This is a genomic window from Polaromonas sp. AET17H-212, from assembly GCF_002379085.1.
Lineage (GTDB): Bacteria > Pseudomonadota > Gammaproteobacteria > Burkholderiales > Burkholderiaceae_C > Polaromonas.
On sequence record NZ_NBZW01000010.1, the window covers coordinates 1 to 19,759 of the forward strand.

Consider the following 19,759-nt stretch of genomic DNA (forward strand, 5'->3'; position numbering starts at 1 on the left):
GCACACCACCATTGCCTGGAAATTGACTTGAGACAGCCGGCTGTGGATTAATTCAAACCGTCAACCATGTCCCCGTACACCTGTCCACCATGTGTCCGGTCTATACAGCGACGCAAAAGAAAGTTACTTGCCGCCGGGCAACCCCCGGCCAACAGGCGCCGACAAAACAAAAACGTTCAATGGCAAGGCGGCTTAAACAGCTTCTGCCAGAACCCAAGAACCTATGCGTAGCGTTTGCTCCGCAAATTGTTCTTCATTTCCTTGAGCAGCGGGTGCAGGGTCGGGCTGCCAATGCGCAGCGCCACGCAGGTCGCGAGGATGTCGATGATCATCAGGTGCAGCAGGCGCGACACCATGGGGCTGTAGCGGTCGTAGCCCTCCGGGTGGTCGGCCGCCAGGTGGATGTGGCCGGCGGCGGCCAGCGGCGAGCCACTGGCCGTGATCACGATGGTGGTGGCGCCGTTCTTGCGCGCGATGTCACAGGCGTCCATCAGGTCACGCGTGCGGCCCGAGTTGGAGATGATCACCACGCAGTCACCCGGCTTGAGCAACGAGGCGCTCATGACCTGCAGGTGGCCGTCGCTGTAGGCGATGGCGTGCACCCCGAGGCGGAAGAACTTGTGCTGCGCGTCCTGCGCAACGATGCCTGAATTGCCAACGCCGAAAAATTCGATGCGCTGGCCGCTGGAGCAGGTCGCCACCAGGGCCAGCACGGCCTTTTCGATGAGCGCCGAGCTGGCGTCGTTGCGGTACTTCAGGAAGGCTGCCACCGTGTTGTCAATCACCTTGACCATCACGTCGCCGGTCTTGTCATCCGCATCGACACTGCGGTGAATGAAGGGCACACCTTCGCTGACATTGCCGGCCAGCTTGAGCTTGAAGTCCGACAGGCCGTCATACCCGACGCTGCGGCAAAACCGGATCACCGTCGGTTTGCTGACATGGGCACGTGCGGCCAGCTCGGTCACCGGCAGGCTGGCAAAGGCACGCGCATCGCTGAGCACCAGGCGCGCAACCCGCTGCTCGGCGGGCGCTAGGGAGGGCAGGCAGGCTTTGATGCGGTCAAGCACTGGATGAGCCCCAAACGTCGCGAACTACGTCCCCGATGGCGTATTTCAAGCAGGGGCCGCGGAACCGGCTTTGCCGGGCCGCAGGCGCAGCGGCCCCCCCGGGGGGCAGCGCAGTACGCGAAGCGACAAGCGTGGGGGTCAAGATTCCTCGCTCCACCAGTGGCTGTCCCGCGCAATCATGGCGCTGGAGGCGCTGGGTCCCCAGGTGCCGGCCGTGTAGGGTCGCGGACCATCGGTGTCATGTTGCCAGGCGTCCAGGATCGGCTCGACCCAGCGCCAGGCTTCTTCCTGCTCGTCGCTGCGCACAAACAGGTTCAACCGGCCATCGATCACGTCCAGCAACAGGCGCTCGTAGGCGCCAACACGCTCGGTGCCAAAACGCTTGTCAAAGTCGAGGTCCAACTGCACCGGTGCCAGCGTCTGGCTGGCCGCGCGTGCGCCCAGCCGGTTGTCCTGGCCTTGGGCCAGCAGGTGCAGTTCCAGCCCGTCCTTGGGTTGCAGGTTGATCACCAGCCGGTTGCCGGCGCCCAGGGGCGACTTGAAGATGGCGTGCGGCGTCGGGCGGAAGTTCACCTCGATGTGGGCGTCGCGGTCGGCCAGGCGTTTGCCGGTGCGTATGTAAAACGGCACCCCGGCCCAGCGCCAGTTGGCAATTTCGGCGCGCAGGGAGACAAAGGTTTCGGTCTGGCTGTCCGGGCTGACGCCGCTTTCCTGCAGGTAGCCGGACACGGCCTCGCCGTTGATGGTGCCGGCGGTGTACTGACCGCGAATCACGTGATGCTTCAGGGTTTCCGGTGTCCACGCCTTGAGTGAGCGCAGCACCTTGAGCTTTTCGTCACGGATCGCATCGGCGTGGGCGTTGATCGGCGGCTCCATGCCAATGGCGCAGAGCAACTGCAGCGCATGGTTTTGCACCATGTCGCGCAGGGCGCCGGTGCTGTCGTAAAAGGCGCCGCGTTTTTCCACGCCGAGCTCTTCGGCAATCGTGATCTGGATGTTGGCAATCGTCTCGCGGCGCCACAGCGGCTCGAACAGGGAGTTGCCAAAACGCAGCGCAAACAGGTTTTGCACCGAAGGCTTGCCGAGGTAGTGATCGATGCGGAAGATCTGCTTTTCCGGCAACACACGCAGCACCGCTTCGTTGATGGCGCGGTTCGAGGCGAGGTCATGGCCCAGTGGTTTTTCCAGCACCACGCGGGTTTGCGGGCCATTGAGCCCGACGGTCGCCATGTTTTCGCAGATCGCCTTGAACAGTGTCGGCGCGGTGGCCAGGTACATCACCACGGTGTCGGCCTGGCGTGCTTTGAGCAGGGTGGCGAGTTCCGCATAGTCGGCCGGACCGGACAGGTCCATGCGCAGGTAGTGCAGCAACGCGGCAAAACGTTCGAATTCGTCACCGGTGGGGCGTTTGGCCAGCTCGACACTGTCAAAACGTGCGCGTATCAAGGCGCGGTATTCTGCATCGCTCATGGCGTCGCGGCCCACGCCCACAATCCGGCCATCCGCGGGCAGCGAGCCGTGCCGGAAGGCCTGGAACAGCGCGGGCATCAACTTGCGCCAGGTCAGGTCGCCCGTGCCACCAAACAGGACCAGATCAAAACTCATGTTCCACCTTCCGGATCGCCCGATATGTAATAAAGTTTCATATTATTTTGCCATAATGGTAACTCAACCAGGTTATGGTCTTACAGTGAATGCCCTGGCCGTGACCCATCTACACTTTCACCATGAACCAACTCGAAGCCCTCAAGCAGTTCACCACCGTGGTGGCCGACACCGGTGATTTCAGACAGCTGGACGCCTACAAGCCGCAGGACGCGACCACCAACCCCTCGCTGATCCTGAAAGCCGTGCAAAAGCCCGACTACCAGCCACTGCTGGCGGATACCGTGGCGAAGTTTCGCGGCCGCGCGCTGGATGAAACCATGGACCGGCTGCTGGTGCGTTTTGGCTGCGAGATCCTGTCCATCATTCCGGGCCGGGTGTCGACCGAAGTGGATGCGCGCCTGAGCTTCGACAGCAATGCCACCTTCACGCGCGGCGAACGCATCATCGAGCTGTACGAAGCCGAGGGCATCCACATCGACCGCGTGCTGATCAAGGTGGCTGCCACCTGGGAGGGCATCCAGGCCGCGCGCCGGCTCGAAGACCGGGGCATCCACACCAACCTGACCCTGCTCTTTTCCTTCTGCCAGGCGGTGGCCTGCGGCCAGGCCGGGGTACAGCTGATTTCACCCTTCGTCGGCCGTATTTACGACTGGTACAAAAAGTCGGCCGGGGCCACGTGGGACGAGGCCGCGCATGCCGGCGCCAACGACCCCGGCGTCCAGTCAGTGCGCCAGATCTACAACCACTACAAGAAATTCGGCATCAAGACCGAGATCATGGGTGCGAGTTTTCGCAATATCGGGCAGATCACCGCCCTGGCCGGCTGCGACCTGCTGACCATCAGCCCTGAGCTGCTGGGCCAGCTGGCCGCCAGCGAGGCGCCGCTGGCGCGCGCGCTGGACGCCCGGGCCGCCCAGGCGCTGGACCTGCCGGCCGTCGGCTTTGACGAGGTGATCTTCCGCTACGCACTCAACGAAGATGCGATGGCCACCGACAAGCTGGCCGAAGGCATACGTGCCTTTGCCGCGGACGCGGTCAAGCTTGAACAGCTGATGCAGGCTGCCTGAGTCCGGCCGATGAACCGACCCCCTTGCCACCAGACCCCGGCCTGGGCTGCGCTGCAGGCGCAGTTTGAGGCGACCGGGAAAAGTTTCGACCTGCGCCAGGCCTTTGCGGCCGATCCCGGCCGGTTCGCTGCCTTCAGCCAGGAGGCGCCGCACGTTTTTGCCGACCTCTCCAAAAACCTGGTCGACGCACCCACCCAGGCCTTGCTGCTGGACCTGGCGCGTCAGCGTGGCGTGGAGCCCTACCGCGACGCGATGTTTGCCGGTGAGAAGATCAACCGCAGCGAAGACCGTGCGGTCATGCATTTTTTATTGAGAAATCCGGCTCCAGCCCAGACGGGACGGGCGTCAGAAGCTCCTGAAAATATAGCGACCGGGCTTCGCCAAGTACACGAGACCCTGGCCGCCATGCTGGCCTACGCCGAGCAGGTGCGTGCAGACCCTGCCATCACCGACATCGTCAACATCGGCATAGGCGGCTCCGACCTCGGTCCGCAGATGGCGGTGCTGGCGCTCGACGCGTTTCGCATTCCCGGCAAGCGCTTTCACTTCGTCTCCAACATCGACGGGCAGGAGCTCGCCAGCGTGTTGGCGCGGGTCCAACCGCAGAACACCCTGTTCCTGATCGCGTCAAAAACCTTCACGACCACCGAAACCATGACCAATGCCCTGTCGGCAAAGCACTGGTTCGAGGCACAGGGTGGACAGGACATCGCGCGCCATTTCGCGGCACTGACGACCAACGTCGCAGCGGCCCAGGCCTTTGGCATCAGTACGACGTTTGGCTTCTGGGACTGGGTGGGCGGGCGTTATTCGCTGTGGTCAGCCATTGGCCTGCCGCTGGCCATCAGCATAGGCGCCCAGGGTTTTCGTGAGTTGCTGGCGGGCGCCCACGCGATGGACGGTCATTTCCGCACGGCACCGCTGGCGCAGAACCTGCCGGTGCGCCTGGGTCTGCTCGATGTCTGGTACCGCAACTTTCACCGTTTCACCAGCCGCAGCCTGGCACCCTACAGCAGCGCCTTGCGCCGCTTGCCGGCGTATCTCCAGCAGCTGGAAATGGAGAGCAACGGCAAACGCGTGGACGCCCAGGGCCAGGCGCTGCCTTTTGCCACCGCGCCCGTGCTCTGGGGCGAGCCCGGCACCAATGGCCAGCACGCCTATTTCCAGATGCTGCACCAAGGCACGGACGTGGTGCCGGTCGAGTTTGTCGCGGTCAAAAAATCCTCCCCTGGCTTGCCGGGCCACCACGACAAGCTGCTCGCCAACGTGCTGGCCCAGGCCCAGGCGCTGATGCTGGGTCAGAGCGACGCCGCCGGCCATAAACACTTCCCGGGCAACCGGCCCAGCACTTTCCTGCTGCTCGAAGAACTGAACCCGGCCAGTCTGGGCGCGCTGATTGCACTGCAGGAACACCGCGTGTTTGTCAGCGGTGCCATCTGGGGCATCAACAGCTTTGACCAGTGGGGCGTCGAGCTCGGCAAGGTGCTGGCCAAAGACATTGAGCCGCGTCTGCGCAGTGGAAATGTTTCGGGGCTGGACGCCTCGACGGCGGGCTTGCTGCAGCGCTTGCGCTGAGGGGCAGCCGCAGCGCAAGCGCGGGTCTGGCCTATCATGGCGCGGGGTATTTGCCCCGTCTTTATCCTGAGGAGGAGAAAAAACATGAACTTCGGTCAAGCCATTTCCACCTGTTTCGCCAAGTACGCGACCTTTTCCGGTCGCGCATCGCGCCCTGAATTCTGGTGGTTTTTCCTGTTCCAGGTCCTGGTCTCCATTGCCGCTTCGATGATGGGTGACATGCTCAGCGGCCTGGTCGGTCTGGTCCTGCTGCTGCCGGCCCTGGCCGCAGGCACGCGCCGTCTTCACGACATTGGCAAAAGCGGCTGGTGGCAGCTCATCATGCTCACCGTCATCGGCTGGTTCGTGCTGGTTTACTGGTGGGCCCAGCCGGCCCGTGACGCTGGCAACGAATACGCGCCGGCCTGAGTTTCGAACGCACATGAAAAAACCCGCAGGGCGCGAGCCCTGCGGGTTTTTCTTTGTGTCCGCCAACTGGAGCGCTGCCGGACGCAGCATGAGGGCTTAGCGCAAGGCGCGGGGTCGCAGACAGTACCAGAGGTACGGCCAGACCCCGCAACGCGGCGATCAGCCCTCAGGCAAGGACATTTACATGCCCATGCCGCCCATGCCGCCCATTCCACCCATGTCGCCGCCACCCATGCCGCCGCCAGCGCCGGACTCGTCTTTCGGAGCCTCGGCCACCATGCACTCGGTCGTCAGCATCAGCGACGAGACGGACGCTGCATTTTGCAGGGCCGTGCGGGTCACTTTGGTGGGGTCCAGAATGCCCATGTCGATCATGTCGCCGTACTGGCCGTTCTGGGCGTTGTAGCCGTAGTTGCCTTTGCCGGCCAGCACAGCGTTCACGACAACGCTTGGCTCTTCGCCGGCGTTGGAGACGATGATGCGCAGCGGCTCTTCGATGGCGCGCAGGATCAGCTTGATGCCGGCGTCCTGGTCAGCGTTGTCACCCTTGATGACGCCGGCCGACTGCTTGGCGCGCAGCAGAGCCACGCCGCCGCCAGCCACAATGCCTTCTTCCACAGCAGCGCGGGTAGCGTGCAGGGCGTCTTCGACGCGGGCTTTTTTCTCTTTCATTTCGACTTCGGTGGCAGCGCCAACCTTGATCACGGCCACACCGCCGGCGAGTTTCGCAACGCGCTCCTGCAGTTTTTCGCGGTCGTAGTCGGACGTGGCTTCTTCGATCTGGACACGAACCTGCTTGACGCGGGCTTCGATGTCAGCCGCCGCGCCGGCGCCGTCGATGATGATGGTGTTTTCCTTGCCCACTTCGATGCGCTTGGCCTGGCCGAGGTCGGCCAGCGTGACTTTTTCGAGGGTCAGGCCGACTTCTTCAGCGATGACCTTGCCGCCGGTCAGGGTGGCGATGTCTTCCAGCATGGCTTTGCGGCGGTCGCCGAAACCAGGGGCCTTGACAGCCACAACCTTCAGGATGCCGCGGATGGTGTTGACCACCAGCGTTGCCAGGGCTTCGCCTTCGACGTCTTCCGAGATGATCAAGAGCGGACGGCTGGACTTGGCCACTTGCTCCAGGGTCGGCAGCAGGTCACGGATGTTGCTGATTTTCTTGTCGTAGAGCAGCACAAACGGGTTGTCCAGAATCGCGGACTGCTTTTCCGGGTTGTTGATGAAGTAGGGCGACAGGTAGCCGCGGTCAAACTGCATGCCTTCAACCACGTCGAGTTCGCTGTTGAGCGACTTGCCGTCTTCAACGGTGATGACGCCTTCCTTGCCAACCTTGTCCATCGCTTCGGCGATGATCTTGCCGACTTCTTCATCGCTGTTGGCGGAAATCGTACCGACCTGGGCAATTTCCTTGCTGGTGGTGGTGGGCTTGGAAGCTTTTTTCAGCTCTTCGACCAGGGCCGTCACAGCCTTGTCGATGCCGCGCTTCAGGTCCATCGGGTTCATGCCGGCGGCGACATATTTCATGCCTTCGCGGACGATGGCCTGGGCCAGCACGGTAGCGGTCGTGGTGCCGTCACCAGCGATGTCGGAAGTCTTGGAAGCAACTTCCTTGACCATCTGCGCGCCCATGTTCTGCAGCTTGTCCTTGAGTTCGATTTCCTTGGCGACGGACACACCGTCCTTGGTCACCGTAGGGGCGCCGAAAGAGCGCTCGAGCACCACGTTGCGGCCTTTGGGGCCCAGGGTGACCTTGACTGCGTTGGCCAGGATGTTCACACCCTCGACCATGCGTGCGCGGGCTTCGCCGCCGAAAATTACGTCTTTTGCTGCCATGTGTGGCTCCTAAAAAGGGTTAAATAAGGTTTAATTAAGCCGCCAGCCCAATGAATACGGGCGCAAGCAGCTATTAATTTAATAGTGACTGAAGGTCGCCGGAGAATTACTTCTCGACAACAGCAAACAGGTCGTCTTCTTTCATGACGAGCAACTCGTCGCCGTCGACCTTGACGGTCTGGCCGCTGTATTTGCCGAACAGCACGCGGTCACCGACCTTGACGGCCATGGCGCTGATTTCGCCCTTGTCGTTCTTTTTGCCCGGGCCCACAGCCAGCACTTCGCCTTGATCAGGCTTTTCGGCGGCGCTGTCAGGAATGACGATGCCGGAGGCGGTTTTGGTTTCGTTTTCAACACGTTTGACGATCACGCGATCGTGCAGGGGACGAAGTTTCATGGGAGCTCCTTGTTTTGAAACAGTGGGTTGGGGATCAAAAAACAGCACGCGCAAGCGTGCTGCCTGTGAACTGGCTGAGATGAAGTGGCTGCTGTTAGCACTCCATATCGGCGAGTGCTAATCATAAGGCCGTTTGATGGCAGTTTCAAGCATGCCGCTGCAAAACAGCGCCAATCGGGCACCACTGAATGCCCCCTCCCGCGTTGCGGGGAGGCGCATGCCGGCCCGCAACCGGCTGGCCGTTTTTGTCCTACATCGCTTTCATCGCCTTCTGACAGCAGGCGGCCACCCGGCTTGCCTATAGTCGATCCCATGGCGATCACTTCATGAAACGGTGTGGGCCCCCATCCCCAAGGAGCAGCGATGAATCACATGAATCACTTTCCCGCCGACCTGGCAAGCCGGTCCGCTGGGCTCCGCTCGGGCGACAGACCCTCCCATGACCGGAAAAATCCGGCGGGCGCTGGCCGTATGGGCTTCACCCGCCCGGTTTGGCCATTTCTGGTGGCCGCCAAACGCGATCAGGAAAAGCCGCAGGTTTCGGGCAACCCGGATCCGCTGAGCTTTTCAAGTTGAGCAGGCCGCAAACACCTCCGAAGAAATGCCGATGCAAGAAGTGAGTGCAGGACAAGACGGCACGAACAAAACGCAGCTCCAACCGAATCCTCATGCCTTGCCCTCTGATGGACTGGGTTGCTGCCAACTCATCGAGCCATCGCCTTCTGTCCGCTGACATGGGCTCCAAGGGCCCCTTCAACAAAAAAGCCACCCTGTCGGGTGGCTTTTTTGTTGCCACGCGGGCGTTTATTGCCTTACAGGCCGGCTGCCGCCCGTAGGGCCGCAACTTTATCGGTACGTTAGTTTCGGCCGGGCCGACGGCCCTTAACTCCGCTTCGCGAAGTTAGCCTGCGCTGAAAGCAGACAAGCTCGCTTTGCTCGAGGCCTTACAGGCCTGCGGCCGCGCGAAGCGCCGCCACCTTGTCTGTCTTTTGGTCTGCGTTCACATTCGCAATGCGAAGATGAACTTCGCCCGCCTACCGATACCGCGCGATGCGCGGCGGCCCTTACAGGCCGGCTGCCGCCCGAAGGGCCGCAACTTTATCGGTACGCTCCCAGGTGAATTCCGGCTCGTCACGGCCGAAGTGGCCGTAGGCAGCGGTTTTTTCGTAGATCGGACGCAGCAGGTCCAGCATCTGGATGATGCCCTTCGGACGCAGGTCGAAATGTTCATTGACCAGCGCCGAGAGTTTCTCGTCGGACATCACGCCCGTGCCTTCGGTGTACACCGTGACGTTCATCGGGCGTGCCACGCCAATCGCGTAGGCCACCTGGATCTGGCACTGGCGCGCCAGGCCGGCGGCGACGATGTTCTTGGCCACATAACGGGCGGCGTAAGCAGCCGAACGGTCCACTTTCGAGGGGTCCTTGCCCGAAAACGCGCCGCCGCCGTGCGGGCAGGCGCCACCGTAGGTGTCCACAATGATCTTGCGTCCGGTCAGGCCACAGTCGCCCTGCGGGCCGCCGATGACAAAGCGGCCGGTGGGGTTGATCAGGTACTTGGTGTCCTTGAGCCATTCCTTGGGCAGCACCGGCTTGATGATTTCCTCGATGATGGCTTCAGTAAATGACGCTTTCATCTTCGTGGCGGACTCGGATTGGTCCGGGCTGTGCTGGGTCGACAGCACCACGGTGTCGATGCTGTGCGGTTTGCCGTCCACGTAACGCATGGTGACCTGGCTCTTGGCGTCCGGGCGCAGGAACGGCAGGCGGCCATCCTTGCGCAGCTGGGCCTGGCGCTCGACCAGGCGGTGGGCGTAATAAATCGGCGCGGGCATCAGCTCGGGCGTTTCGTCGCAGGCGTAGCCGAACATCAGGCCCTGGTCGCCGGCGCCGATGTTCAGGTGGTCGTCAGACGCATGGTCCACGCCCTGGGCGATGTCGTTGGACTGCTTGTCGTAGCAGACCATCACCGCGCAGCCCTTGTAGTCGATGCCGTACTCGGTGTTGTCGTAGCCGATGCGCTTGATGGTGTCGCGTGCGACCTGGATGTAGTCCACATGCGCATTGGTGGTGATTTCACCGGCCAGCACGACCAAGCCGGTGTTGGTCAGGGTTTCGGCGGCCACGCGCGAAAGCGGGTCCTGCTTGAAGATGGCATCGAGGATGGCATCGGAGATCTGGTCGGCGACCTTGTCGGGATGGCCTTCGGAGACGGATTCGGAAGTAAAGAGAAAATCGTTCGCCATTGCGTACACTCCATGAAGTTAGTCGGCGCGTTGCCGGCTTGGGGTGCCTCGGCGAACGCTTTAGCAGTTTGGTTTAATGTCGCCCTGCAAGTTGTTCAGTAACTCGGCGACAGCGGCCATTATATTGTTTTCCTTCCGCCAGCGCAGTCCGCCCCCCTCAGCCCCGTTCCCAGCCTTTTCATGATCCTGCTGTTCCGTTTTTTCTCCCATTGGCCTTTGCGCGCGCTGCATGCGCTGGGCGCGGCCCTGGGCTGGCTGGTCTGGCTGCTCAGCCCCGCTTACCGCCGGCAGTTTCGCGCCAACGTGGCGCAGGCCGGCATCACTTTCGACGCGGCCCGGCCGGCGATTGGCGAGGCCGGACGTTTTGTCGCCGAGCTGCCCAAGCTCTGGATGCGGCCGCAGACCGAGTCCTGCCTCGGGAACGTGCAGGTCGAAGGCCAACGGCATGCCGAGCAGGCCTTTGGCCAGGGGCGGGGGGTGATTTTTTTCGGACCGCATTGCGGCAGCTTCGAGCTGGGCCCGCAGGCGCTGGCCGAGCTCTATGGCCCGATCACCGCGATTTACCGGCCGGCCCGCAAGCCCTGGCTGGCGGCGATTGAACAGGCGACCCGGCAGCGGCCGCAACTGACGGTGGTGCCCGCCAGCCTGAGCGGCATCCGGCTGATGCACAAGGCGCTCAAGGCCAACCAGGCCGTGGCCCTGCTGACTGACCAGGTGCCGCCCCAGGGGCTGGGGGTGTGGGCGCCGTTTTTCGGCCAGCCGGCCTACACCATGACGCTGGCGGCGCGGCTGGCGCTGCAAAGCGGGGCCGTGCTGCTGCCGGTGAGCTGCGAGCGCCTGCCGCGCGGCGAAGGTTATTTTCTCAAGATCTGGCCACCGGTGGCCGGCCTGCAGGCGGAGGAATTGCCGCCGGCTGAAGGCGGCCCGCGCGGCGGGCCATTGCAGGCCGACATCCTCCATGTCGTGACACGCATCAACCAGGCGATCGAGGCCATTGTCCTGAGTCAGCCCGGGCAATACCTGTGGGGCTACGCGCGCTACAAGGCTCCACGCAAGGACGCGGTTTGAAGCCCGCCCGCCAATGGCTTGGCCGTCTGGTCACCCGAACCGGCATCGGCCTGATGCAGGTGCTGGCGGTATTTCCGTTGCCGCTGGCGCGGGCGCTCGGCGTGGCCCTGGGCTGGGCGCTGTATGGCCTGGTCGGGGCGCGCCGGCGCGTCGTGCAGGCGAATCTGCGGCTGTGTTTCCCCTCGCTGGGCGAGGCCGAACGGCGCCAGCTGACCCGGCAGACCTTTGTGTATTTTGCGCAGGCCTGGCTGGACCGCGCCTGGCTGTGGCACGCACCGCAAGCCTGGGTGCAGCAGCGCGTGCGCCTGACCGGCGCGGTGCACGAACTCGCCGGCAACGAGCCCACGGTGATTTTTCTGCCGCATTTTGTCGGTCTCGACGCGGCCTGGGCCGCCGCCGCCCTGTATTCGCCGCGCCAGTCGACCACCATTTACACCGACCAGTCGAACAAGCTGGTGGACCGGTGGATACTGCGCGGGCGCCAGCGTTTTGGCCACCTGCGGCTGTTCGGACGGGTCGACGGCGTCAAGCCCATCGTGACGGCCTTGCGCGAAGGGCAGCCGCTGTACCTGCTGCCCGACATGGACTTTGGTCCCGACGATTCCGTGTTCGTGCCGTTTTACGGGTTGCCGACAGCGACCGTGCCTTCGCTGTCCCGCTTTGCCCGCCTGGGCCGCGCCAAGGTGGTGCCGCTGGTGCCGCGCCTCACGCCCTGGGGCTACGAGGTGGAGGTTCTGCCGGCCTGGACCCACTTCCCGTCGGCGGATCCGGTGGCAGATACCGCTTTCATGAATGCCCAGTTGCAGGCCTACATCGACACCATGCCGGCGCAGTACTACTGGGTGCACAAACGCTTCAAGACGCGGCCGGAAGGTGAGCCCTCGCTCTACCAGGCCGGATCAGCCGGCTTATAGGCGATTTCGGGATCCGGCCCTTGTACGACGGGCGCCAGTCGCTATAAAAACAGTAGCTACCGGACTGGGCCCAGAAAATCCTGCAGATAAGCCGCCACCCGTTCGGGCTGTTCGTGCACGATCCAGTGGGAGGCGCCCGGCACCGGTTGCAGCTGCATGGCCGGCACGTAGTCGGCCAGGCCGTCGATCAGCGCCGGCGGCAAGGCGATGTCGTCGAGCGCCCAGATCACCAGCGTTGGCAGCAGGACCATCAAGCGCTCGCGCGCCAGCGTGACCGCGGCGGCGGCCGGGTCGTTGTGCGGTGGCCCGGGCCGGGGCGGGCGCAGCGGCGAAGCGCGGTACAGGTTGCAGCCGCCCGTGAGCCCGGCGCGCCAGACTTCGCGGTACTGGTCCTTGACGCTGTCGGTGAGCCAGGCCGGCGGGTGGTCGCTGCCGTTGGTCAGAAATTGCCAGAGGCGGCGGAAATCGTCCCTGGCCAGCAGCGCCTCCGCGTCCGGACGGATCAGGAAATTCATATAGGCGCTGGCGGCCTGCTGGGCCGGCGAGTGCTGCAGCTCGCGCAAAAACGTGCCGGGATGGGGCGAGTTGATGATGGCGAGTTTTTTCATCAGCTGCGGCATGGCGGCGGCCAGGTTCCAGGCGATGGCGCCGCCCCAGTCGTGGGCCACCAGGCATTCAAGCTGGCGCTTGTCGGACGGACAGACTTCTGCCACCAGCGCGGCGATGTCCTGCATCAGGTGTTTGGGGCGGTAGGCGTCCACCTCCGGCGGTGCGCTCGACTTCTCGAAACCGCGCAGGTTGGGCGCGATGCAGAAATAGGCACCGTTTTCCGGCTTGGCAAAATGCGCCAGCAGGGCGTCCCAGACAAAAGCGCCTTCCGGAAAACCGTGCAGAAACATCAGGACGGGCCGGCCCGCTTCACCCGCCATGCGGCAGGACAGGGTGATGCCGTGGGGCAGGGGAATGAGGCGGGTGGCAATCATGGTGCTATGCATTTAGTAGCTGACTGCGTCCGTATTACTTGGGCTGCAGGCAGTTTTTGCTTGAAAAATGCACAAGCGGCAGGGCCGGCCCCGCCTGCCGGAGGGGACTCAGGCGTCGCCGGACGGTGGCTCTTCTTCCGGCGGCGGGGTTGCCGCCTTGGCTGCCTTGTCAGGCTTGACCGGCGGATGGGCCCACTGCCACAGGTGCTGGGCCACTTCTTCCACGCCTTGCCGCTTGAGCGCAGAAAACAGTTTGACATCGCCGCCACCGGCTTGCAGTCGCACAATGGACAGCGCCTTGGCCGCCTCGGTTTTGTTGAGCTTGTCCGACTTGGTCAGCAGCACCAGAAACTTCAGGCCTTCCGCGACCCGCGGTCGGATCACATCCAGCAGGATTTCGTCGAGTTCGGTCAGGCCCAAGCGCGGGTCGCACAGCAGCACCACGCCCTTGAGGTTCTCCCGCGTCTGCAGGTAGTTGCCCATCACCTGCTGCCAGCGGTATTTGGCGGCCTTGGGCACGGCCGCGTAGCCGTAACCCGGCAAATCGGCCAGCACCGCATCGGTCACCCCCTGTTTGCCGAGCGAGAACAAATTGATGCTCTGCGTGCGGCCCGGGGTCTTGGAGGCAAAAGCCAGGCGGTTGATCTGCGTCAGCGTGTTGATGCAGGTGGACTTGCCCGCGTTGGAGCGGCCGACAAAGGCAATCTCGGGATACTCATACACCGGCAGGTGCTTGAGCTCGGGGGCCGTTGTCAGGAACTTGGCGGTGTGCAGCCAGCCCATGGCAATTTTTGCCTCGGCGGACTGGGGCGGCTGGGCGGCCAGCGCGGCGGCCATTTTGGCTGCCGCTTCTTTGGGCGGCGCCCGTTTGGCGGTCGGCTTCTGCGTTTTAACGGGTGTAGATCGGGGAGATATGCTCATATTTGGGATTGTCCCCCAAGCCATTGTAAAATCAGGGGGTTTTGCGTTGGTTGGCGCCCCAGCGGGCTATTAATTTCAGCCCAAGGCTGTGCGCCGATTGCCTGGTCCACCTTAGAGTCAACTATTAAACCCCCGATATGAAGCTTGTTTCCACTTCGTTGATTACTTATTTATTTGCCGCCCTGCTGCTTGTCCCGGCTATCTCGCGGGCGGCCGGCGAGGCCGCTCCGGCCAAGGTGGCCAAGCCGGATCTGGTCAAGGGGGAGGCCACTTACACCGCGGTGTGTGTCGCCTGCCACGCGGCGGATGGCAATTCCGCGATTGCCGCCAATCCGAAACTGGCGCAGCAACACCCCGAATACCTGGTCAAGCAACTCCAGGAATTCAAGTCGGGCAAGCGCAACAATCCCGTCATGAAGGGGTTTGCCAGCGCCCTCAGCGACGATGACATGAAAAACATCGCTTACTGGGTGACCAGTAAAAAGGCCAAGCCCGGTTTCGCCAAGGACAAGGCACTGGTGACGCTGGGTGAGCGCATCTACCGCGGTGGCATCTCCGATCGCCAGGTGCCGGCTTGCGCCGGTTGCCACAGCCCGAACGGCGCCGGCATCCCGTCGCAGTACCCACGTCTGGGCGGCCAGCATGCCGAATACACCGCGACCCAGCTGACGACCTTCCGCGATGGTGGGCGCAACAACAACCTGCAGATGACGCAGGTTGCCGCCAAACTGAACGACAGGGAAATCCGCGCCGTGGCTGACTACATCGCCGGTTTGCGCTGAATTCCCTGAAAAATCCATGGAATCCTTGGCTGGGGGGAAAGGTGAAACCTGTTTCCCCGGAAAATACAGGGGCTCGCCCAGTTTGTGTTGAACCTCAGCCAGAATAGTTACTCCATACAGGGCGGGTCTTTTTCAGAAGACCCGCCTTTTTTATTGCCGCTCTACCACCGACCACCACGCATGACCGTTCCCAGCCACGCAGTTTCCACCCACGGCCTGAGGCTCAAGGCGGGCTCGCACGCCCTGCGCTCCACCGTGGAGTTGCTGTCGTCGATGCGCTTTTCCATCTCGCTGCTCACGGTGATCTGCATCGCCTCGGTGATAGGCACGGTGCTCAAGCAGCAGGAGCCGATCGGCAACTACGTCAATCAGTTCGGCCCGTTCTGGGCCCAGGTGTTTGGCGCCGTCAGCCTGTACACGGTGTACAGCGCCTGGTGGTTCATGCTGATCCTGGCCTTCCTGGTGATCTCCACCTCCCTGTGCATCAGCCGCAACACGCCGAAAATCCTCGCTGACCTGAACCAGCTGAAGGAAAATATCCGTGAACAAAGCCTGAAGGCTTTCGGGCACCGCGCCGAAGCGGCGTTGGCTGAAGGGCCCGAGGCGGCCGCGCGGCGCATCGGGCAGACGCTGGTGCAGGGCGGCTGGAAGGTCAAGCTGCAGCAGAGAAGCACATCCGGCGGCGAAGGCTGGATGGTGGCGGCCAAGGCCGGCGCTGCCAACAAGCTGGGCTACATTGCGGCACACAGCGCCATCGTGCTGGTGTGTGTGGGCGGCCTGCTTGATGGCGATCTGATCGTGCGTGCGCAGATGTGGTTCAACAACAAGGCGGTGTACGCCGGCGGTGGACTGATTGCCGATGTGCCGGTCCAGCACCGGCTGAGCGAGCGCAACCCCACCTTCCGTGCCAACCTGCTGGTCGCCGAGGGCACGCAGTCAAGCACCGCCATCCTGAACCAGCCCGGCGGCGTTCTGCTGCAGGATCTGCCTTTTGCGGTGGAACTGAAAAAATTCATTGTCGAGTACTACTCGACCGGCATGCCCAAGCTGTTTGCCAGCGAGATCGTGATTCACGACAAGGAAACCGGCGAGAAGATCCCGGCCCGGGTCGAGGTCAACCATCCGGCCCGTCACAAGGACATCGAAATCTACCAGTCCAGTTTTGACGACGGTGGTTCCAGCGTCACGCTCAAGGCGGTGCCGCTGGCCACCGGCAGCCAGGTGGCCAGCAAGGCTTTTGAAATCCAGGGCACGATTGGCGGCTCCAGCAGCCTGACCAACGGGGCCGAAAAGATGACGCTGGAGTACACCGCGCTGCGTGTCATCAACGTCGAAAATTTTGGTGGCTCGGGCAGCATGGGCGCGACGTCGGGCGCGGATGTGCGCAAGGTCGATTTGCGCCAGGCCCTCGATGCACGCCTGGGCGCGGCCAACAAGACCCGCGAAAAGAAGGAACTGCGCAATGTCGGTCCGAGCGTGACCTACAAGCTGCGCGACGCGTCCGGCCAGGCCAGGGAGTTTCACAACTACATGCTGCCGGTCAAGATGGACACGGCCGAGTTCAGCCCGGCGCTGTTTTTGCTGGGTGTGCGCGAAACCCCGGCCGAGCCTTTCCAGTACCTGCGTATTCCCGCCGACGAGCAGGGCAGCATGGAAGGTTTCCTGCGCCTGCGTCGCGCGCTGGCCGATCCGGCCCAGCGCGACAAGGCCGTCCAGCGTTATGTGCGACAGGCCATCGCCACGGACCGCCCCGATCTGGCCGAGCAGTTGTCCGCGTCCGCGTCGCGGGCACTGGCCCTGTTCGCCGGCCCCGACCAGCCGGCGGGCGGCGCCCAGGCCAGGCCGCTGGCCGGGCTGCAGGCGATTTCCGACTTCATGGAAACCAACGTGCCGGAAGACGAGCGCAACCGCGCCGGCGAAGTGCTGGTGCGCATTCTGAATGGCGTGTTGTTCGAGCTGGCGCAGCTTACGCGGGAGCAAAACGGCTTGCCGCCATTGCCGCGCGACGAAAAAACCCAGGCTTTCATGGCGCAGGCCGTGTTGTCCCTCAGTGATGCCCACCATTACCCGGCGCCCATGGCGTTTGAGCTGAAGGACTTCACCCAATTGCAGGCCAGCGTGTTCCAGGTGGCGCGTACACCCGGAAAAAATATCGTTTACCTCGGTTGTGCGCTGCTGATTCTGGGCATCTTTGCCATGCTGTATGTGCGCGAGCGCCGCCTCTGGGTCTGGCTGGCGCCGGCGGGAGAAGGTGCGGATTCGGCGGAACCCGGAACAGGACTCGAAAAGAGGCCAGAATCGGGCGCAGGCAGCCAGGCGACCATGGCCATGTCGACCAACCGCCAGACCATGGATGGCGGCAAGGAATTTGAAATGCTGAAAACCAAACTTTTACAGGTGCCACGATGAACACCACCACCCTGAACTCGCGCACCACAAACGCGACCACCATCAGCCTGCAGGAAGGCTATTTCGCCCGGCGCAATGCGCTGGACTGGATTTTTGCGGCCATCGTCCTGGCGGGCGGGCTGTACGGATTTGCCCGCTACAGCGCCTTCATGGATGTCTATGAAAAAGGCATTTTGCTGGGCGCGATTCCTGCCGTGATCGCGATGGGCTGGTTCTGGCGTCCGCTGCGTGCGCTGATGCTGCTGGTGGCCGGCTTTTCCCTGCTCGGCATCGTGTCCTACCAGGGCGATCTGGCACGCGCCGAACAGGTGTTCTGGCTCAAGTATTTCCTGTCCAGCCAGTCGGCCATCCTGTGGATGAGCGTGCTGTTTTTCATGAGCACCGCGTTTTACTGGATCGGCATGTTTGCCCGCGGGCAGAGCGGCACGATGGAATTGCTGGGCTCGCGGATTGCCTGGGTGGCTGTGGGCATGGCACTGGTCGGCACCATGGTGCGCTGGTACGAAAGTTACCTCATCGGCACCGATGTGGGCCACATTCCGGTCAGCAACCTGTACGAGGTGTTCGTGCTGTTCAGCTGGATGACCGCGGCGTTCTACCTTTATTTCGAAGCGCAGTACAAGACCCGCACCATGGGTGCGTTTGTGATGCTGGTGGTCAGTGCGGCCGTGGGTTTTCTGCTCTGGTACACCGTGGTCCGCGAGGCGCATGAAATCCAGCCGCTGGTGCCAGCCCTCAAGAGCTGGTGGATGAAATTGCATGTGCCGGCCAACTTCATCGGTTACGGCATGTTCTCGCTGGCGGCCATGGTGTCGCTGGCTTACCTGATCAAGCAACAGGCGCTGGAGACCCGCTGGTACAAACTGACGCCACTGTGGCTGCTGGGCGTGGTCCTGTGTTTTGTGCCGATTGTGTTTCGCAAGTCGACCGAAATCGGGGGTACCAATTACTGGCTCGGTTACCTGCTGGTTTCCGGCCTGATTGCCGCTGCCATTTTGCTGGGCCGCCAGCGCATTGCAGCACGCCTGCCGAGCGCCGAGGTGCTCGACGACGTGATGTACAAGGCCATTGCCGTCGGTTTTGCGTTTTTCACCATCGCCACCGTGCTGGGCGCCTTGTGGGCGGCCGAGGCCTGGGGCGGTTACTGGAGCTGGGACCCGAAAGAAACCTGGGCATTGATCGTCTGGCTCAACTACGCGGCCTGGCTGCACATGCGGCTGATGAAGGGCCTGCGCGGCACCGTGGCCGCCTGGTGGGCCCTGGTGGGGCTGGCCGTCACCACCTTTGCCTTCCTGGGGGTGAACATGTTCCTGTCGGGCCTGCACAGTTACGGAACCTTGTAGCCGGGGTTGAATCCTTGTAAGAAGTGGCTGCGTACCAAGACTAACTTTCAATCATCCACGCCATAACAAGGACACACCATGCTGATCAAGACCGACCACAGTGGCTTCGACCACACCGTTCCCAGCGACATCACGCCCGAGGGCGTCTACCAGCAGCGGCGCAACCTGATCAAGCTGATGGCCACTGGCACCGTCGGTGCGACCATCGCTTCCTGGGCCGGTCGTGACGCGATGGCGCAGGCTGTGACCAAGCCCGGGAAGCTGGCTGCTTTGCCCGGTGCCAAATCGGGGGTGGCGGGCGCGGTCACGATGGAGAAAGTGACCGACTACAAGGACGTCACCAGCTACAACAACTTCTATGAATTCGGTACCGACAAGTCGGACCCGGCCAAAAATGCCCACACCCTGGTGACCAAGCCCTGGACGGTGGCCATCGAAGGCCTGGTCAAGCAGCCGAGGACCTATGCCATCGAAGACCTGATCAAGCTCAGCGCCCAGGAGGAACGCATTTACCGCCTGCGCTGCGTCGAAGGCTGGTCCATGGTGATTCCCTGGGTCGGCTATTCGCTGGCGGAGCTGATCAAGAAGGTCGAGCCGCTGGGCAGCGCCAAATATGTCGAGTTCATCACCCAGGCCGACCCCAAGACCATGCCGTTTGTCGGCTCGCGTGTGCTGGACTGGCCCTATGTCGAGGCACTGCGCATGGACGAGGCGATGCACCCGCTGACCCTGTTGAGCTTCGGCATGTACGGCGAAGTGCTGCCCAACCAGAGCGGTGCGCCGGTGCGCCTGGTGGTGCCATGGAAATACGGTTTCAAGAGCGGCAAGAGCATTGTCAAGATCCGCTTTACCGACAAGGAACCGCGTACCGCGTGGAACAAGGCGGCGGCCAACGAATACGGGTTTTATTCCAATGTGAACCCGTCCGTGGACCATCCGCGCTGGAGCCAGGCAACCGAGCGCCGCATTGGCGAAGATGGCCTGTTTGCCAAGAAGCGCAAAACCCTGATGTTCAACGGCTACGAGGCCCAGGTGGGGCAGTTGTATGCGGGCATGGATCTGAAGAAGTTTTATTGATTCGCAGCCGGGGCGCGCCAGGACCTGACCTCTGGTCCGGCACCCCGGCGCCGGT

At 62.8% G+C, this 19,759-nt stretch carries 17 protein-coding genes; 10 read left to right on the forward strand and 7 right to left on the reverse strand.

Going from position 1 to position 19,759, the window contains the following annotated elements:
* Positions 1 to 221: 221 nt before the first annotated feature.
* Together B7G53_RS09700 and zwf are read right to left on the reverse strand one after the other, a co-directional pair.
* Positions 222 to 1,070 (reverse strand): MurR/RpiR family transcriptional regulator, encoded by an 849-nt coding sequence (locus B7G53_RS09700; RefSeq protein ID WP_096667034.1) that lies wholly within the window; start codon positions 1,068 to 1,070, stop codon positions 222 to 224.
* Between the two features lie 138 nt (positions 1,071 to 1,208).
* Positions 1,209 to 2,675: a glucose-6-phosphate dehydrogenase gene (gene zwf, locus B7G53_RS09705; protein WP_096667036.1), complete on the reverse strand. Its 1,467-nt coding sequence runs from the start codon at positions 2,673 to 2,675 to the stop codon at positions 1,209 to 1,211.
* A 122-nt stretch (positions 2,676 to 2,797) separates the two neighbouring features.
* Here zwf and tal point away from each other — a divergent pair, with 122 nt between their 5' ends.
* The 3 genes from tal to B7G53_RS09720 all read left to right on the forward strand — a co-directional run bounded on the left by tal (position 2,798) and on the right by B7G53_RS09720 (position 5,728).
* Positions 2,798 to 3,745, forward strand: coding sequence for a transaldolase (tal, locus tag B7G53_RS09710; RefSeq protein ID WP_096667038.1), 948 nt, complete (start codon positions 2,798 to 2,800; stop codon positions 3,743 to 3,745).
* 9 nt (positions 3,746 to 3,754) lie between these two features.
* The gene (gene pgi / locus B7G53_RS09715; RefSeq protein WP_096667040.1) at positions 3,755 to 5,320 is read left to right on the forward strand and encodes a glucose-6-phosphate isomerase; all 1,566 of its coding nucleotides are present in this window, start codon (positions 3,755 to 3,757) and stop codon (positions 5,318 to 5,320) included.
* Positions 5,321 to 5,404: 84 nt separating this feature from the next.
* Positions 5,405 to 5,728 carry a DUF805 domain-containing protein gene (locus B7G53_RS09720; protein WP_096667042.1) on the forward strand — a complete coding sequence of 108 codons (324 nt, stop codon included), beginning with the start codon at positions 5,405 to 5,407 and terminating at the stop codon, positions 5,726 to 5,728.
* Positions 5,729 to 5,908: 180 nt separating this feature from the next.
* On the opposite strand, the gene groL is transcribed toward B7G53_RS09720, so the two are convergent.
* Positions 5,909 to 7,564 (reverse strand): chaperonin GroEL, encoded by a 1,656-nt coding sequence (gene groL, locus B7G53_RS09725; RefSeq protein ID WP_096667044.1) that lies wholly within the window; start codon positions 7,562 to 7,564, stop codon positions 5,909 to 5,911.
* Positions 7,565 to 7,670: 106 nt separating this feature from the next.
* Positions 7,671 to 7,961 carry a co-chaperone GroES gene (groES, locus tag B7G53_RS09730; protein ID WP_096667046.1) on the reverse strand — a complete coding sequence of 97 codons (291 nt, stop codon included), beginning with the start codon at positions 7,959 to 7,961 and terminating at the stop codon, positions 7,671 to 7,673.
* A gap of 363 nt (positions 7,962 to 8,324) precedes the next feature.
* Between groES and B7G53_RS22490 the strand changes: the two genes are divergently transcribed.
* A complete protein-coding gene (locus tag B7G53_RS22490; protein WP_141396316.1) occupies positions 8,325 to 8,537 on the forward strand; it encodes a hypothetical protein in 213 nt (70 codons plus the stop codon).
* 488 nt (positions 8,538 to 9,025) lie between these two features.
* Here the strand turns inward: B7G53_RS22490 and metK are convergent, their stop codons facing one another.
* Positions 9,026 to 10,207, reverse strand: a complete 1,182-nt coding sequence (gene metK / locus B7G53_RS09735; RefSeq protein WP_096667048.1) for a methionine adenosyltransferase — start codon at positions 10,205 to 10,207, stop codon at positions 9,026 to 9,028.
* 180 nt (positions 10,208 to 10,387) lie between these two features.
* On the opposite strand from metK, the gene B7G53_RS09740 reads away from it, so the two are divergent.
* Positions 10,388 to 11,275 (forward strand): lysophospholipid acyltransferase family protein, encoded by an 888-nt coding sequence (locus B7G53_RS09740; RefSeq protein WP_096667049.1) that lies wholly within the window; start codon positions 10,388 to 10,390, stop codon positions 11,273 to 11,275.
* Positions 11,272 to 12,189: an LpxL/LpxP family acyltransferase gene (locus tag B7G53_RS09745; RefSeq protein ID WP_096667051.1), complete on the forward strand. Its 918-nt coding sequence runs from the start codon at positions 11,272 to 11,274 to the stop codon at positions 12,187 to 12,189. The genes B7G53_RS09740 and B7G53_RS09745 overlap by 4 nt, the downstream gene beginning before the upstream one ends.
* A gap of 56 nt (positions 12,190 to 12,245) precedes the next feature.
* Here B7G53_RS09745 and B7G53_RS09750 read toward each other — a convergent pair whose 3' ends face one another.
* Together B7G53_RS09750 and yihA are read right to left on the reverse strand one after the other, a co-directional pair.
* Entirely contained in the window at positions 12,246 to 13,172 is a 927-nt protein-coding gene (locus tag B7G53_RS09750; RefSeq protein WP_096667053.1) for an alpha/beta fold hydrolase, read from the reverse strand.
* Between the two features lie 108 nt (positions 13,173 to 13,280).
* Positions 13,281 to 14,009: a ribosome biogenesis GTP-binding protein YihA/YsxC gene (gene yihA, locus B7G53_RS09755; protein WP_096667054.1), complete on the reverse strand. Its 729-nt coding sequence runs from the start codon at positions 14,007 to 14,009 to the stop codon at positions 13,281 to 13,283.
* Positions 14,010 to 14,230: 221 nt separating this feature from the next.
* Between yihA and B7G53_RS09760 the strand changes: the two genes are divergently transcribed.
* From B7G53_RS09760 to msrP, 4 genes are all read left to right on the forward strand, one after another.
* A complete protein-coding gene (locus B7G53_RS09760) occupies positions 14,231 to 14,875 on the forward strand; it encodes a c-type cytochrome (protein WP_096667056.1) in 645 nt (214 codons plus the stop codon).
* Positions 14,876 to 15,055: 180 nt separating this feature from the next.
* Complete coding sequence (locus tag B7G53_RS09765) at positions 15,056 to 17,284, forward strand: cytochrome c biogenesis protein ResB (protein ID WP_096667058.1); 2,229 nt, start codon at positions 15,056 to 15,058, stop codon at positions 17,282 to 17,284.
* Positions 17,281 to 18,627 (forward strand): c-type cytochrome biogenesis protein CcsB, encoded by a 1,347-nt coding sequence (gene ccsB, locus B7G53_RS09770; RefSeq protein ID WP_096667060.1) that lies wholly within the window; start codon positions 17,281 to 17,283, stop codon positions 18,625 to 18,627. Before B7G53_RS09765 ends, ccsB begins: the two co-directional genes overlap by 4 nt.
* Before the next feature lie 78 nt (positions 18,628 to 18,705).
* On the forward strand, positions 18,706 to 19,704 hold the full coding sequence (gene msrP, locus B7G53_RS09775; RefSeq protein WP_096667062.1) for a protein-methionine-sulfoxide reductase catalytic subunit MsrP: 999 nt from the start codon (positions 18,706 to 18,708) through the stop codon (positions 19,702 to 19,704).
* Positions 19,705 to 19,759 lie beyond the last annotated feature (55 nt).

Excerpts from the sequence above, each read along its gene's own strand:
- metK (WP_096667048.1), bottom strand. The coding sequence starts at position 10,207 with ATGGCGAACGATTTTCTCTTTACTTCCGAATCCGTCTCCGAAGGCCAT.
- tal (WP_096667038.1), top strand. The coding sequence starts at position 2,798 with ATGAACCAACTCGAAGCCCTCAAGCAGTTCACCACCGTGGTGGCCGAC.
- B7G53_RS22490 (WP_141396316.1), top strand. The coding sequence starts at position 8,325 with ATGAATCACATGAATCACTTTCCCGCCGACCTGGCAAGCCGGTCCGCT.
- B7G53_RS09720 (WP_096667042.1), top strand. The coding sequence starts at position 5,405 with ATGAACTTCGGTCAAGCCATTTCCACCTGTTTCGCCAAGTACGCGACC.
- yihA (WP_096667054.1), bottom strand. The coding sequence starts at position 14,009 with ATGGCCGCCGCGCTGGCCGCCCAGCCGCCCCAGTCCGCCGAGGCAAAA.
- B7G53_RS09750 (WP_096667053.1), bottom strand. The coding sequence starts at position 13,172 with ATGATTGCCACCCGCCTCATTCCCCTGCCCCACGGCATCACCCTGTCC.
- B7G53_RS09765 (WP_096667058.1), top strand. The coding sequence starts at position 15,056 with ATGACCGTTCCCAGCCACGCAGTTTCCACCCACGGCCTGAGGCTCAAG.
- groES (WP_096667046.1), bottom strand. The coding sequence starts at position 7,961 with ATGAAACTTCGTCCCCTGCACGATCGCGTGATCGTCAAACGTGTTGAA.
- groL (WP_096667044.1), bottom strand. The coding sequence starts at position 7,564 with ATGGCAGCAAAAGACGTAATTTTCGGCGGCGAAGCCCGCGCACGCATG.
- B7G53_RS09740 (WP_096667049.1), top strand. The coding sequence starts at position 10,388 with ATGATCCTGCTGTTCCGTTTTTTCTCCCATTGGCCTTTGCGCGCGCTG.
- pgi (WP_096667040.1), top strand. The coding sequence starts at position 3,755 with ATGAACCGACCCCCTTGCCACCAGACCCCGGCCTGGGCTGCGCTGCAG.
- ccsB (WP_096667060.1), top strand. The coding sequence starts at position 17,281 with ATGAACACCACCACCCTGAACTCGCGCACCACAAACGCGACCACCATC.
- zwf (WP_096667036.1), bottom strand. The coding sequence starts at position 2,675 with ATGAGTTTTGATCTGGTCCTGTTTGGTGGCACGGGCGACCTGACCTGG.
- B7G53_RS09760 (WP_096667056.1), top strand. The coding sequence starts at position 14,231 with ATGAAGCTTGTTTCCACTTCGTTGATTACTTATTTATTTGCCGCCCTG.
- msrP (WP_096667062.1), top strand. The coding sequence starts at position 18,706 with ATGCTGATCAAGACCGACCACAGTGGCTTCGACCACACCGTTCCCAGC.